Genomic DNA, 14022 nt, shown 5'->3' on the forward strand with positions numbered 1-14022 from the left:
TAAGAGTACCAAACCCTGACGGCTTTTGCCGATCTTCCCTTAGATCACCGACTTCAACAGACGGCCCATTTCCGACGGGTTCTTCGTGACCTTGATGCCGCACGCGTCCATGATTTCGAGCTTGGCGTCCGCCGTGTCCGCACCGCCCGAGATCAGCGCGCCTGCGTGGCCCATGCGCTTGCCCGGAGGCGCCGTCACGCCCGCGATGAAGCCGACGACCGGCTTCTTCATGTTGTCCTTGATCCAGTGAGCAGCGTTCGCTTCGTCCGGACCGCCGATCTCGCCGATCATGATGACGGCGTCCGTTTCCGGATCGTCGTTGAACATCTTCATCACGTCGATGTGCTTCAGCCCGTTGATCGGATCGCCGCCGATACCCACCGCCGACGACTGGCCGAGGCCGAGCGCCGTCAGTTGGCCGACCGCTTCATACGTCAGCGTGCCCGAACGCGACACGACGCCAATGCGGCCCTTCCTGTGGATGTGACCCGGCATGATGCCGATCTTCAGCTCGTCCGGCGTGATCGTGCCGGGGCAGTTCGGTCCGAGCAGCAGCGTCTTGCGGTTCTCGCGGCGCATGCGGTCCTTGATTTCAAGCATGTCGCGGACCGGAATGCCTTCCGTGATGCAGATGGCGAGATCCAGATCGGCTTCGACCGCTTCCCAGATCGCCGCAGCAGCGCCCGCGGGCGGCACGTAGATCACCGAAACCGTTGCGCCGGTTTCGGACTTCGCTTCCTTGACGGACGCGTAGATGGGGATGCCTTCGAAGTCTTCGCCGGCGCGCTTGGGGTTCACGCCCGCGACGAACGCTTCGCGCCCGTTCGCGTATTCGCGGCAAGCGCGCGTATGGAACTGGCCGGTCTTGCCGGTGATGCCCTGCGTGATGACCTTCGTGTCTTTGTTGATCAGAATCGACATGTAGTGACCTCTGTTCGTCTGGCGTCGCTCAGGCTCGAGGCCGGCGCCGCCATTCGTATCTGGTGGAACGCTCTGTTAGGCAGGCACGCAGATGCGCTTACTTGCCTTCGGCTGCAGCGACGACCTTCTGCGCAGCTTCTTCCATGCTGTCGGCGGAGATGATCGGCAGGCCGGAGTCCGCCAGCATCTTCTTGCCGAGGTCTTCGTTCGTGCCCTTCATGCGCACGACGAGCGGCACCTTCAGGTCCACCGCCTTCGACGCCGCGATCACGCCTTCCGCGATCACGTCGCAACGCATGATGCCGCCGAAGATGTTGACGAGGATCGCCTTCAGGTTCGGGTTCTTCAGCATCAGCTTGAAGGCTTCCGTGACCTTCTCGGTCGTCGCGCCGCCGCCGACGTCCAGGAAGTTCGCCGGCTCGCCGCCGAAGAGCTTGATGGTGTCCATCGTCGCCATTGCGAGGCCCGCGCCGTTCACGAGACAGCCGATATTGCCGTCCAGCGAGATGTAGGCGAGATCGAACTTCGATGCTTCCACTTCAGCCGGATCTTCTTCGTCCAGATCGCGATACGCGACGATTTCCGGATGACGGAAGAGCGCGTTCGAATCGAAGTTGAACTTGGCGTCGAGCGCGATTACCTTGCCGTCGCCGGTCACGATCAGCGGGTTGATTTCCGCGAGCGATGCGTCGGTTTCGTAGAACGCCTTGTAGAGACCTTGCAGGATCGCGCGCGCTTGCGGGATCGATGCGTCGGGGATGCCGATCTTGCGTGCGAGGTCATCGGCGTCTGCGTCCTGCAGGCCGGTCGACGGCTCGACGGCGAACTTGTGCAGCAGTTCCGGCGTCTTTTCCGCGACTTCTTCGATGTCCATGCCGCCTTCGCTCGACGCCATCACGACGATCTTCTGCGAAACGCGATCGAGCACGAGGCCGACATACAGTTCCTTCTTGATGTCCGCGCCTTCTTCGATCAGCAGGCGGTTCACCTTCTGGCCTTCGGGGCCGGTCTGGTGCGTGACGAGCTGCATGCCGAGGATCTGGTTCGCGTACTCGCGGACCTGCTCGATCGACTTCGCGACCTTCACGCCGCCGCCCTTACCGCGGCCGCCGGCGTGGATCTGCGCCTTGACGACCCAAACCGGGCCGCCCAGCTCTTCCGCGGCCTTGACCGCATCGTCCACCGAGAACACGGGTTTGCCGCGCGGGACCGCGACGCCGAACTTCCGCAGGATTTCCTTACCCTGGTACTCGTGAATCTTCATGCGTGATTCCTTCAGTCTGAGAGTTGGAGTGAACTTCGATTTCGAATTGCCTGAATCGCAATTGTCTGGATGGTTGTTTGATTATCGGCCGCTCGGATTCGCAATGACGAGCGCGCTACGTTTGCGGACTTTCCTGTTCCGTGTCGAGTGCGTTGCCTTGGCGGGACGGCTCGTAGCCGAACCATTGCGGATAGTATTCGCGCACGGCGGGGCCGTCGAAGCGCAGCGCGTGGCAGCCGCCGAGTTCGAACGGCGGCTGTTTCCGTTGCGCGCCCGCGCGGGCGTCTTCCGGGGCGAAGGGATCGGACATGTCGTCGGACCAGACATCGCCGAAGAACGCCTGCATGGCTGCGGTCGGCAGGACGGCGCACAGCTCGGTGAGATGCGTGCAGCCCGCCGTGCCGCCCAGGCGAACGCGGACTTCGCGACGGAAATTACGCAACAGATTGAGCCCGATGAGCGAGCGATAAGCCGAGTTGGATTCGGCGCAGAGACCGGCATAGGGCGCCCAGTCGGACGACGCCTGGGCGTCGACGATAGTGAGCTTGCGGTCGATGGTGATGCGCAGCCAGAGTTCATGGATCGGCAGGCCTTTCGGCCGGACGCCCGCCGCGACCTGGACGTCGCGGGGCTTCTCATCGGTTAGGCAGGCTTCGATGTCCCATAGCTTGTCATCCCGCTCGAACGCTTCCAGCCGAATCGCGCGACGATGGCGCAACTGTCGGGAAACGGGCGGAGAAAGAGGCATGGGGCGAAAGCCGGAACGGGGAAACCGTTGAATTTTAGCATAGCGAGTATGGGGGGCCGCGGATGGCCTGAGGAATCGCTGCGGGCGGTCAGGCGGCCTTTTGCGTGGATCATCGCGCGTGTCGCGGCGTTGTATCGCCACGCTGTCAGTCGTCGATGAACTCGTCGGCGCAGTCCTCGTCCCCGCCTTTCAGGATTTTGCCGATGGTGCTGCCGGAAAAGCCGCGCGCCGCGAGGAAGCGCGCCTGCTTGGCGCGCTCAGCGGGCGTCTCGGGCAACACGCCGTACTTTCTTTCCCAGACCGCCTGGGCGCGGGCGGTTTCGGTTACCGCGAGCTTTCCCGCTGTTTCGCCGATGAGCGCGTCGCCGACCGCGTGACGCTTGAGTTCAATGATGATGCGGCTGCCGCCCATGCGCGCCGCCCGGCGATGCACGACGCTTTCGACGAAGCGCTCGTTGGACAGCCAGCCGTCGCGTTCGAGGCTGTCGAGCAGCGTTTCGAGGGAATCGGCTTCTTCGACATACGGCCGTAGTTTGCGCGACAGTTCCGCGCGGCTGTACTCGCGGCGTGAGAGATAACCTAGCGCCCGCCCTTTGAGCGAGCGTTGCGGCTGACGGGGATTATTGGCGTTGGGCACCTTGCGCTGGCGTTCGCTGGAGCGGCTGTAGGCGGACTCAAGTTCCACTTCTGCTTGCGGTGCGCATTGTTCGAACGGCTCGGAGTCTTCGAATGCGTCGTCGGCGGGAAGGCGTTGCGGTGATGGTCGATTAGTTGCGCTGCGAGCCTTACGTGGACGCCGAATCGGACGCTCACTAACGGTACCCGTCTCAACTGCGGGCGCACGAGACGGCGCGCACTGCTCGAATGATTCGAAGGGGTCGGCCTCTTCGAAGGGATCGTCGAATTGGCCGGTGCTGACCGCCGTCGGCTGAACGCGAGGCGGAGGGCCGACCGCCTGTGCGGTGGCTTGCTGCAATAGTGAGCGCGCTTGCTGAAGGCGGGCAGCGCGATCGGGCTGCGCGGGTTGCGCCGAGGCGTGATCGTCGTGACTGCCTCGATCGTCTTGTTCGCGGGTCGGCGATGCCGCGCTCTGCCCGTGAAGATCGTCACGGTTGATCGAATCGGACTGCTTGCGCTGTTCAATCGGGCCTGCGCTTGAACCCGCAACGTGCTCGTCCGCAGCCTCAGAAACGCGACGCGCCGACGCGAATGACTTCGCGCCGGCGCGTGCTTTCTTGCCTGACATGAATCCGCTGCGCTTTGACGATGCCCCGGTGCGCTCGCTGCTTCGTTCGTAGCGATCGACGGCTTCGGCGCTGTCCTCCGGCTGATCGATACCGCCTGCGGCGTATGAAGAGCGATCGCTCTTCAGGTCACCGCTTGCTTCATCGTTCTCGCCAGCGCGATTCGAACTTCCAGCACCACCCCGCCCGATCTGAGCGTTGCCAGCCTTCGATCCGAACCGGCGCTTGAGCATCGGCGGCAGGTCGGACGCTTATTCGTCGCCCGACACGGCTGCGCTCGTGGCGACGGCATCAGCCAGCGCAGCCACGCCCAGCGATTCGCGGATCTTGTTTTCGATCTCGCGCGCGATGTCAGGATTCTCGCGCAGGAATTCGCGCGCGTTGTCCTTGCCCTGCCCGATGCGATCGCCCTTGTAGCTGTACCACGCACCCGCCTTGTCGACCAGCTTGGCCTGCACGCCCAGGTCGATGATTTCGCCCTGACGCGAAATGCCTTCGCCGTACAGAATGTCGAAGATGGCTTCACGGAACGGCGGCGAAACCTTGTTTTTCACAACCTTCACGCGGGTTTCGTTGCCGATCACTTCATCGTTCTTCTTGATGGAACCGATACGGCGAATGTCGAGGCGCACCGACGAATAGAACTTCAGCGCGTTACCGCCCGTGGTGGTTTCGGGATTGCCGAACATCACGCCGATCTTCATGCGGATCTGGTTGATGAAGATCACGAGGCAGTTCGTGCGCTTGATGGTGCCCGTGAGCTTACGCAGCGCCTGCGACATCAGACGCGCTTGCAGACCGGGCAGCGAATCGCCCATTTCGCCTTCGATTTCCGCCTTCGGCACGAGCGCCGCGACCGAGTCGATGACGATCATGTCGATGGAACCCGAGCGCACGAGCGCATCCGCGATTTCCAGCGCTTGCTCGCCCGTATCCGGTTGCGAGATCAGCAGTTCCTGAATGTTCACGCCGAGCTTTTGCGCGTATTGCACGTCGAGCGCGTGTTCCGCGTCGATAAACGCGGCCGTGCCGCCGACCTTCTGCATCTCGGCGATCACTTGCAGCGTGAGCGTGGTCTTGCCCGACGATTCCGGACCGTAGATTTCCACCACGCGACCGCGTGGCAAGCCGCCGACGCCGAGCGCGATGTCCAGTCCGAGCGAGCCGGTGGAGACCACCTGAATGTCTTCGACTGCCTCACCTGCGCCGAGCCGCATGATCGACCCTTTGCCGAATTGCTTTTCGATCTGCGACAGCGCGGCGGCCAGCGCCTTGCTCTTTTCCGCAGTCATTCCAGCCGGGCCTTTCTTGCTTTCTTCCATGAATCGTCCTTTGCTATGATGAACGGCGTCTGAGACGCGTGCGCGCAGGCTCGTAGCGATACTTCGCCCCGCTTTTGCACTAACGCAGACACTGTATAAAAAAACAGTAGTTTTTGCAAGCCCGATCGTACGGCGTGGTGTTTTTCCACATCGAGCGAACCGTGCAAAAACCGCATAACACCCTGGAGACCGCCGCGCCGGGCGAAATGCGGTGCCGGCAATGCGATGCGCCCCGCGCATCAGGCCCCGACGATGCGAATCCTCATTGCCGAAGACGACAGCATACTCGCGGACGGCCTCGTCCGATCACTCCGCCAATCGGGATACGCCGTTGACCATGTGAAGCATGGCGTCGAGGCGGACACCGCGCTTTCCCTGCAATCTTTCGACCTGCTCATCCTCGATCTGGGCCTGCCGCTGATGCCCGGTCTCGAAGTGCTGCGCCGCCTGCGCGCGCGCAATTCGCAGATGCCGGTCCTGATCCTGACCGCCGCCGACAGCGTCGACGAGCGCGTGAAGGGCCTCGATCTCGGCGCGGACGACTATATGGCGAAGCCCTTCGCGCTCAACGAGCTGGAAGCGCGCGTGCGGGCGCTCACGCGGCGCGGCGCGGGCGGCGGACCGACGGTCGTCAGGCACGGATCGCTGTCGTTCGATCAGGTCGGACGCATCGCGCATATCGCGGATCAGGTGATCGACCTGTCGGCGCGCGAGCTCGGCGTGCTCGAAGTGCTGCTCCAGCGCATCGGCCGGCTCGTGTCGAAGGAGCAGCTCGTCAATCATCTTTGCGAGTGGGGCGAAGAAGTCAGCAACAACGCGATCGAGGTCTACGTGCATCGTCTGCGCAAGAAGATCGAGCCGAGCGGCGCGCGGATCATCACGGTACGCGGACTCGGCTACACGCTCGAGAAAGCCGCGAGCGCGCCCGATGCGAAGGCGGCGGCTGATCCGGCCGCCGCCAGCCAACACTATAAGTAAGCCGCGCATGGCGTCGCCCGCCTCCACCGAACGCGCAGGCGAAGCGCCGCGCCAGCCTTCGCCGGCGGCTATCGACGCGAGCGCCGCCGATTCCGACGCCCTGCGCGACGCCCGGTACGCCAATCCGTTCGCCCCCCCCGACGAGCTCGAGCCCGGCAACGAGGCGCATCCGCGCTCGCTCTTCGGCGAGATTCTCGACTGGATGCTCGCGCCGCTTCTGCTTCTCTGGCCGATGAGCATCGCGGTGACGTATCTCGTCGCGAAGTCGATCGCCAACGGTCCGTTCGACCGCGCGCTCGAAGCCGACGCTTATGTGCTCGCCCGCCAAATCCAGCCGGTCAACGGCGTCGCGGAATTGCGGCTGCCCGACGCCACGCGCGATTTCCTGCGCGCCGACAACGTCGACAGCGTGTTCTTTCAGGTGCTCGGCACGCGCGGCGAACTCGTCGGCGGCGACCGCGACATGCCGCTACCGCACGAGGACGACCGGCCGCAGCCGGGCATCGTCGAATTTCGCGACGACGTGCTGCGCGGCAACGACATCCGCGTCGCGTACACGACCGTCGATCTGCCCGGCCTCGCGTCGGGACGCGATCCCGAAAGCCGGCAGCCGGTGCTCGTGCAGGTCGCCGAAACACTCGACAAGCGCAGCCGGCTTGCCAACGACATCATCAAGGGCGTGATTCTTCCGCAGTTCGTGATCCTTCCGCTCGCGATCGTGCTCGTGTGGTTCGGGCTCTCGCGCGGGCTCGCGCCGCTGCACGCGCTGCAATCCAACATGCGAACGCGCCGCCCCGACGATCTCTCGCCGCTCGAAGCGGGCCGCGCGCCTCCGGAGATTGCGCCGCTCGTCGCGTCGTTCAACGACCTGCTGACGCGGCTCGAACAGAACATGGAGTTCCAGAAACGCTTTATCGCCGATGCCGCCCACCAGATGAAAACGCCGCTCGCCGGCTTGCGGATGCAGGCGGAATTTGCGCTGCGGCAGGATGTATCGACGGAAGTGCAGCGTTCGCTCGAACAGATCGCGACGAGTTCGGAGCACGCGGCGCGGCTCGTCACGCAATTGCTGGCGCTCGCGCGCGCGGAGAATCGCGCGACGGGGCAAATCTTCTCGCGCGTCGAACTGACCGCGCTCGCGCGCGCCGCGGTGCGCGACTGGGTGCAGGCGGCGCTCGCGAGGCGCATGGATATCGGATTCGAGGAACCGCCGTTTCCGGTCGATGTGCAAGGCAACGTCGTGATGCTGCGGGAAATGCTGTCGAATCTCATCGACAACGCGATCCGCTACACGCCGCCGGGCGGACGCATCACCGTGCGCGTTCGGACCGACGATCACGAACTCGATCTCGTGCATCTCGAAGTGGAAGACACCGGGCTCGGCATTCCGCCCGCTGAACGCGAGCGCGTCTTCGAGCGCTTCTACCGCATTCTCGGACGCGAGGGCGACGGCAGCGGACTGGGTCTTGCGATCGTCAAGGAAATCGCGACAATGCACGGCGGCACGCTTGCTATCGAGGATCACGTGTATCAGGAGGCGCCGCGGCTCGCCGGCACGCTCATCCGCGTGAGCCTACAGCGGGTTTTTCCTGCCAGGGACAAACCCTGAGTGCAACGGTCGTGCGATTTCGGTTTTCGCGCGTGAAGCCGGGAGCTTGATCGACGATCGCCGCTGCTTGCACGCGGATCGGAGCGAGTTGACTGTTTTCTCGCCTCTGTGGGCGCCGCCTCTCCGCGTCAGAACGCCGTAAGTTTTCGTTCCAATAATCTTTGGACGGCGCTGCCCGTGCGCTCCGGATGGAATCGAATACACACGCAAACAACAGGAGACGATTCATGGCTACGATCGAAGGGCGTGTTTCGCACGCACCGATGACGGCGGAGGAGAAGAAGGTCATCTTCGCCTCGTCGCTCGGGACCGTGTTCGAGTGGTACGACTTCTATCTCGCCGGGTCGCTGGCGATCTACATCAGCAAGACGTTCTTCTCGGGCGTCAATCCGACAGCCGGCTTCATCTTCACGCTGCTCGGCTTCGCGGCCGGCTTCGCCGTGCGCCCGTTCGGCGCGATCGTGTTCGGGCGGCTCGGCGACATGGTTGGCCGCAAGTACACGTTCCTCGTGACGATCGTCATCATGGGTCTGTCGACGTTCCTGATCGGCTTCCTGCCCGGTTACGCGACGATAGGCATCGCGGCTCCGATCATCTTCATCGCGATGCGGCTGCTGCAGGGTCTCGCGCTCGGCGGCGAGTACGGCGGCGCGGCGACTTACGTGGCGGAGCACGCGCCATCGAACAAGCGCGGTGCGTGGACGGCGTGGATTCAGACGACCGCGACGCTCGGCCTCTTCATCTCGCTCGTCGTCATTCTGGCGGTGCGCACGATCACCGGCGAAGAGCAGTTCGGCGCGTGGGCGTGGCGCATTCCGTTCCTCGTGTCGATTCTGCTGCTCGCGGTGTCGGTGTGGATTCGCATGAAGCTGCACGAATCGCCGGTGTTCGAGCGCATCAAGGCGGAAGGCAAGACGTCGAAGGCGCCGCTCAAGGAAGCGTTCGGCGAGTGGAAGAACCTGAAGATCGTGTTGCTCGCGCTGTTCGGTCTGACGGCGGGCCAGGCGGTCGTCTGGTATACGGGCCAGTTCTATTCGCTGTTTTTCCTCACGCAGACGCTCAAGGTCGACGGCACCAGTGCGAACATCATGGTGGCCGTAGCGCTTCTGATCGGCACGCCGTTCTTCGTGTTCTTCGGGTCGCTGTCGGATCGCATCGGGCGCAAGCCGATCATCATGGCCGGGTGTCTCATCGCCGCGCTGTCCTTCTTCCCGCTGTTCAAGGCGCTTGCCCATTACACGAACCCCACGCTCGAAACCGCGACGCAGAAGTCGCCGATCGTCGTGATCGCGAATCCGGACGAGTGCTCGTTCCAGTTCAATCCGGTCGGCACCACGAAGTTCACGAGTTCGTGCGATATCGCGAAGGGCGCGCTGTCCAAGGCCGGTCTCAACTATCAGAACGTGGCTGCGCCGGCGGGGACGCTTGCGCAGATCAAGGTCGGCGAGACGGTGGTGAATACGTACGACGGCCGGGCAGCCGACGCGAAGGCGCAAGGCGCCACGTTCGACAAGACGCTGGCGGGCACGCTGAAGAGCGCGGGTTATCCGGCGAAGGCCGATCCGGCGCTCATCAACTGGCCGATGGCGATCGTCATCCTCACAATCCTCGTGATCTTCGTGACGATGGTCTACGGCCCGATTGCCGCGATGCTCGTGGAGATGTTTCCGGCGCGGATCCGCTATACGTCGATGTCGCTGCCGTATCACATCGGCAATGGCTGGTTCGGCGGCTTTCTGCCGGCCACCGCGTTCGCGATAGTCGCGGCCAAGGGCGATATCTATTCGGGGCTGTGGTATCCCATCGTGATCGCGCTTGGGACGTTCGTGATCGGCATGCTGTTCGTGAAGGACACGCGCAAGTCGAATGTCTATCACGAGGACTGAGTTTCGCGTCCCCTCCCTTGCGCGTGCCAGTTAAGAAATTACGTGCAAGGGGGTTGACAGACGTTTCGTGCCCCACCATAATCTCGTCTCTTTCGGCGAATTAGCTCAGTTGGTTAGAGCGACGGAATCATAATCCGCAGGTCCGGGGTTCGAGTCCCTGATTCGCCACCAGCTTCAAGAAAAAGCCGCTGCTCCCACAAGGACAGCGGCTTTTTTGTCGTCTGCGACCTGCGCTTCAAAGGCGCAGAACACGTATCGTCGGCAAGCTCAATCCGACTTCGCAAACAACGTTCGACGCCGTACATTCATACGAATCCGCCCGACGGATACTTTGCCTGCGCACCGGGGAACAAGCAGTTCGCGCACACGAGAGACCACAACAGGAAGGGCGGCGCTCGATCGAGCCGTGGGTAAAGGATGGGCGCGTGCAGCGGAGGTCTTTGCCAACGTCCCGACGAGCAGCAGACGAAAACTCATCGCTCCGACAACGAAGCTCAAAGCCGGCGAATCGCCGGCTTTTCTTTTTCCCGCGCCTGTCTCGTGCCGCGTTGCTGCGAATCAGCGATAACGAGCAAACACCGTCCGCGCACATTCATCGCACCAACGACGCTGCGCGACGTCAGCATGCGCGTCCCACACATGGCCATACGCGCACTGCCACGTAAGCGGCGTCATCGCGTTCACATAGCCATGCGACAACAAGGTCCCGCCGCGCGCTTCGGCCAGCGCGCGCGCCTGCTTCGTCTGGCTTTCCCGCCGATACCCCGCGCAGTTCATGCAGCGAATGTTCTGCGCCATGTCCAGCGATTGATCCCAGCGATGACCGCGCGTGCACTCCCAATGCGTGGAAGGTTCGTCGTCCGCCTGTCGCGCCGCGCGCTCCCGGTACCGCCAGGCCTCGTCGCTCAGCGCCAGGAATATGTTGCCGTCGTGTTTGTCGATCATCGCCCCAGGGCCTCAAACCTCGCTCGCGCTCAATGCCGCCCGCCGCCTTCCGCCTCCGAACGCGACGTCGTCACCACGATGCCGTCCGGCCCGAAGTGCGCGTTGAACATGGCGTCACGATTGACGCCGTCTTCCAGCCAGTGCCAGCTCCACACGTGCTCCTGCTTCAACCGGTATGCGGCGACGGTCGTGGGCTTGCCGAGCAGCCTGCGCACCTCGTCCTCGGTCATGCCGGGCCGCACCTTCGCGAAGTTTTCCGCGGTTAGCACCTGCGTCACCGAGACGAACAGCCCGTCCGGATCGAGGTCCACCATGTAGGTATTCGTGCCCGCCGGGCCGCGCGGATATTCGAGCCGCTTCGAGCCGTCCGTGAACGTGCGCGTCATTTCCGGCTCGCCCATCTGACTGCGGATCTGCGCCTCGGTCGTGACGCCCGGCTTCAGGTCCTTCAGCAACAGCGTGTCAGGCTTCACCGAGTTGAAGAACGCGCTGAGCTTGTTCATCGCATCTCCGCTTTGTTGCTGATCGCAGCCGGCAAGCAGCGAAATCGTGGCTGCCGCGACGAGCGCGGCAAACGAGAGCTTCTTCATTTGTTTCGACTTCCTTCGTGCGACTCAACCGCCCGCGCCGAGCAACGGCACCGGATCGACGGCAGCGCCGGACTTCCTCACTTCGAAATGCAGCACTGCCGATCCGCCCGGGCCCGTGCCCATGTCCGCGATCGTCGCGCCCTGCTTGACGCTGTCGCCCTCGCGGACCAGCAGCTTTTCGTTGTACGCGTACGCGGTCAGATAATCGTTGCTATGCCGGACGATGATCATGCGCCCATAGGACCGCAACCCGCTGCCGGCATAGACCACCTTGCCGGACGCCGCCGCCTTCACCGGCTGACCGACCTTCCCGGCGATATCGATGCCCTTGCTGCCGCTCGCCCCGAACTTGCGCACGATTTCGCCCTTGGCCGGCCACGCGAACGTAGCCTTCGCAGCGGACGCATGCTCCTCGGCGGTCTTCGCCGGCGGCGCTTCGGCGGCCGGCTTCGCGGGCGCCGCAATAAGCGGCGGCAAGTCCTTCCCGCCAGCAGCAGAAGGAGCAGCAGCCGTTGCCGTTGCCGGCGCGGAGCCCGCTGCGCCCGGCGGCGCCACACGCAGAACCTGCCCGACGTTCACCTGCTTGCTCTCCGTCAGCGAGTTCCATGCGGCGAGGTCCGCCGGCTTCTGTTTGAAGAGCCGGCTGATGCCATATAGCGTGTCGCCCGGCTTCACCCGATAGAACCCCGGAGCGACGGGCGCCGACGATGCCGCCGTCGCGGCGCTATTCGGCGCGCTCGCAACGGCGGGCGGCGTCCTGAGCGTCGTGTTCTCGACGATCGGCGCCGGCGACCTTGGCGTCGACGTGCATCCTGTCAAGCTCGTCACCGCCGCCATGCCTGCCGCGAGCGCGATGCCCGCGACGACCGCCCGATGACGCGGCCCAAAAAGTCCTGTTTGCATCGACACCCACTTTCTCATGCTTTGACTTTATCTCTTGCAAGCTCTTGAATCTTTCCGCGTGAGCCGCCTGGCTAGCACACAGTCAAGCCGATGCCATACACCGACGTGCCGACACAACCAACAACGCCGCACCCCGACATCAGCACGCCGAGCGCCAGGGCCGACATCGCCGTAAGGGCGACGCGCGCACCACGCGCCTTCAACCATTCGCGCCTGCGCTCGAACGAACACCCGCCAGCATAAAACATTACGATCCCGCTTCGCCGAAGTTAACTAAACCGGACACTTTAGGGCAATGCGTGCGCCGTCATTCGGGATTCTAAGTATTTTAACGATTTCGTCCATCCTGCGACGCCTGCGGCGGTTTGGCTTGCGCCGCGCTTCCATTTAGGCCGCATGCAGAAGCCTCGCGAAAGCCAGGAATAGGCATATTGGCCTGCAGAGCGCCGTATCGACAATCCTTGACACTCTGCAAAACTATCGCGCTGCACTTTGGGCTACATTCGCCTCGCTCGAATGCAGGAGCTTCCTGCCGTCCTGCAATTTCCCTTATTCCTGGAGTGCTCGCGCATGGAACTCTTGCATCACGGATTTTTTATTGGCATCGTCATCGGCGGTGTCGCCGGCTGGCTGGCCGGGCTCATCATGAACGGCACCGGCTTCGGCGCGTTGATGGACATTCTCGTCGGCATCGTCGGCGGCGTAGTCGGCAACTGGCTGTTCACGAAGATCGGCATCTCGCTGGGCGGCGGCCTGCTCGGTTCGCTGCTGACGGCCGTCATCGGCGCGGTCGTGCTGCTCTTCGTCATCCGCCTCTTCAAGCGCGGGTAAAAACCCATCGGGGTTCGACGGGCCGGCGCTCTTGCGTCCGGCCCGCCCGTCACAGCCGTGCTGTCACACCTTCGAGCGGCGGCGGCTCACTTTCCACAACGCGCCCAAGGCGATCGGCACGATCGCCGCGCCGATGCCCACGAGCACGATCACGTTCAGATACTGACGAATGAACGGAATGTTGCCGAAGAAGTAGCCGAGCAACACGAGCAGCAGCACCCAGATTGCCGCGCCGAGCACGTTGAAGAGCTGAAAGCGCGTCGCGTTCATCGCCGATGCGCCCGCGACGAACGGCGCGAAGGTCCGCACCACCGGCACGAAACGCGCGATCACGATCGTCTTGCCGCCGTGACGCTCATAGAAGTTATGGGTCTTCTGCAACGCGGCGCGATCCAGAAAACGCTCGAGCACGGGGATGTTGGTATCGAATACTCTCGGGCCGATGGCCCGCCCTATCCAGTAATTCACCGTATTGCCCGCGATAGCCGCGACGAGCAGCAGCACGATCAGCGCGCCCAGATCCATCTCGTGCGTGGCCGCAAACGCGCCGCCGATGAAAAGCAGCGAGTCGCCCGGCAGGAACGGGAAGACGACGAGTCCAGTCTCGCAAAACACGATCAGGAACAGCACCGCATAAACCCACGCACCGTAGACGTTGATGAAATCACCGAGCGACTTGTCGATGTGAAGAATGAGTCCCAGGAAATGCAGCAGCGTGTCCAAAAGCGTTCCTCGAAGTAATTGGCTGCCAACAGACGAGGACGTCTGCCGGCGGGGAGCA

General features: G+C 63.3%; 13 protein-coding genes and 1 tRNA gene. 5 read left to right on the forward strand and 9 right to left on the reverse strand.

What is annotated here, in order from left to right:
• Nucleotides 1-39 precede the first annotated feature (39 nt).
• The 5 genes from sucD to recA form a co-directional block, all read right to left on the reverse strand.
• Nucleotides 40-921 (reverse strand): succinate--CoA ligase subunit alpha, encoded by an 882-nt coding sequence (gene sucD, locus BG57_RS06245; protein ID WP_035961345.1) that lies wholly within the window; start codon nt 919-921, stop codon nt 40-42.
• Nucleotides 922-1018: 97 nt separating this feature from the next.
• On the reverse strand, nt 1019-2200 hold the full coding sequence (gene sucC / locus BG57_RS06250; protein WP_308743620.1) for an ADP-forming succinate--CoA ligase subunit beta: 1182 nt from the start codon (nt 2198-2200) through the stop codon (nt 1019-1021).
• 100 nt (nt 2201-2300) lie between these two features.
• The gene (locus BG57_RS06255) at nt 2301-2933 is read right to left on the reverse strand and encodes a DUF2889 domain-containing protein (RefSeq protein WP_035961349.1); all 633 of its coding nucleotides are present in this window, start codon (nt 2931-2933) and stop codon (nt 2301-2303) included.
• 145 nt (nt 2934-3078) lie between these two features.
• Nucleotides 3079-3618 carry a recombination regulator RecX gene (recX, locus tag BG57_RS34215; RefSeq protein ID WP_308743616.1) on the reverse strand — a complete coding sequence of 180 codons (540 nt, stop codon included), beginning with the start codon at nt 3616-3618 and terminating at the stop codon, nt 3079-3081.
• An 810-nt stretch (nt 3619-4428) separates the two neighbouring features.
• Nucleotides 4429-5499 (reverse strand): recombinase RecA, encoded by a 1071-nt coding sequence (gene recA, locus BG57_RS06265; RefSeq protein ID WP_035961353.1) that lies wholly within the window; start codon nt 5497-5499, stop codon nt 4429-4431.
• A 252-nt stretch (nt 5500-5751) separates the two neighbouring features.
• Between recA and BG57_RS06270 the strand changes: the two genes are divergently transcribed.
• The 4 genes from BG57_RS06270 (at nt 5752) to BG57_RS06285 (ending at nt 10143) form a co-directional block, all read left to right on the forward strand.
• On the forward strand, nt 5752-6477 hold the full coding sequence (locus BG57_RS06270) for a response regulator transcription factor (protein ID WP_035961360.1): 726 nt from the start codon (nt 5752-5754) through the stop codon (nt 6475-6477).
• A gap of 7 nt (nt 6478-6484) precedes the next feature.
• Entirely contained in the window at nt 6485-8086 is a 1602-nt protein-coding gene (locus BG57_RS06275; protein WP_229753819.1) for a sensor histidine kinase, read from the forward strand.
• Between the two features lie 227 nt (nt 8087-8313).
• Nucleotides 8314-9972, forward strand: coding sequence for an MFS transporter (locus BG57_RS06280; RefSeq protein WP_035961362.1), 1659 nt, complete (start codon nt 8314-8316; stop codon nt 9970-9972).
• 94 nt (nt 9973-10066) lie between these two features.
• A tRNA-Met gene (locus BG57_RS06285) sits at nt 10067-10143 on the forward strand.
• Nucleotides 10144-10530: 387 nt separating this feature from the next.
• Here the strand turns inward: BG57_RS06285 and BG57_RS06290 are convergent.
• From BG57_RS06290 to BG57_RS06300, 3 genes are read right to left on the reverse strand one after another with little or no spacing between them, the layout of a single operon-like run.
• Entirely contained in the window at nt 10531-10917 is a 387-nt protein-coding gene (locus BG57_RS06290) for a hypothetical protein (RefSeq protein ID WP_035961367.1), read from the reverse strand.
• Between the two features lie 29 nt (nt 10918-10946).
• The gene (gene bamE, locus BG57_RS06295; RefSeq protein WP_035961374.1) at nt 10947-11507 is read right to left on the reverse strand and encodes an outer membrane protein assembly factor BamE domain-containing protein; all 561 of its coding nucleotides are present in this window, start codon (nt 11505-11507) and stop codon (nt 10947-10949) included.
• A 24-nt stretch (nt 11508-11531) separates the two neighbouring features.
• The gene (locus tag BG57_RS06300; RefSeq protein WP_035961380.1) at nt 11532-12428 is read right to left on the reverse strand and encodes a peptidoglycan DD-metalloendopeptidase family protein; all 897 of its coding nucleotides are present in this window, start codon (nt 12426-12428) and stop codon (nt 11532-11534) included.
• A gap of 561 nt (nt 12429-12989) precedes the next feature.
• Between BG57_RS06300 and BG57_RS06305 the strand changes: the two genes are divergently transcribed.
• The gene (locus tag BG57_RS06305; protein ID WP_075583097.1) at nt 12990-13241 is read left to right on the forward strand and encodes a GlsB/YeaQ/YmgE family stress response membrane protein; all 252 of its coding nucleotides are present in this window, start codon (nt 12990-12992) and stop codon (nt 13239-13241) included.
• A 63-nt stretch (nt 13242-13304) separates the two neighbouring features.
• Here the strand turns inward: BG57_RS06305 and BG57_RS06310 are convergent, their stop codons facing one another.
• Nucleotides 13305-13964 carry a VTT domain-containing protein gene (locus tag BG57_RS06310; protein WP_035961389.1) on the reverse strand — a complete coding sequence of 220 codons (660 nt, stop codon included), beginning with the start codon at nt 13962-13964 and terminating at the stop codon, nt 13305-13307.
• Between the last annotated feature and the right edge of the window lie 58 nt (nt 13965-14022).

The sequence above is a fragment of the Caballeronia grimmiae genome (assembly GCF_000698555.1).
GTDB classification, from domain to species: Bacteria; Pseudomonadota; Gammaproteobacteria; order Burkholderiales; family Burkholderiaceae; genus Caballeronia; species Caballeronia grimmiae.

What these genes read in the sequence shown, in the direction of transcription:
- BG57_RS06270 (WP_035961360.1), top strand. Translation starts at nt 5,752, where the DNA reads ATGCGAATCCTCATTGCCGAAGACGACAGCATACTCGCGGACGGCCTC.
- BG57_RS06290 (WP_035961367.1), bottom strand. Translation starts at nt 10,917, where the DNA reads ATGATCGACAAACACGACGGCAACATATTCCTGGCGCTGAGCGACGAG.
- BG57_RS06275 (WP_229753819.1), top strand. Translation starts at nt 6,485, where the DNA reads ATGGCGTCGCCCGCCTCCACCGAACGCGCAGGCGAAGCGCCGCGCCAG.
- sucD (WP_035961345.1), bottom strand. Translation starts at nt 921, where the DNA reads ATGTCGATTCTGATCAACAAAGACACGAAGGTCATCACGCAGGGCATC.
- bamE (WP_035961374.1), bottom strand. Translation starts at nt 11,507, where the DNA reads ATGAAGAAGCTCTCGTTTGCCGCGCTCGTCGCGGCAGCCACGATTTCG.
- recA (WP_035961353.1), bottom strand. Translation starts at nt 5,499, where the DNA reads ATGGAAGAAAGCAAGAAAGGCCCGGCTGGAATGACTGCGGAAAAGAGC.
- BG57_RS06300 (WP_035961380.1), bottom strand. Translation starts at nt 12,428, where the DNA reads ATGAGAAAGTGGGTGTCGATGCAAACAGGACTTTTTGGGCCGCGTCAT.
- BG57_RS06280 (WP_035961362.1), top strand. Translation starts at nt 8,314, where the DNA reads ATGGCTACGATCGAAGGGCGTGTTTCGCACGCACCGATGACGGCGGAG.
- BG57_RS06255 (WP_035961349.1), bottom strand. Translation starts at nt 2,933, where the DNA reads ATGCCTCTTTCTCCGCCCGTTTCCCGACAGTTGCGCCATCGTCGCGCG.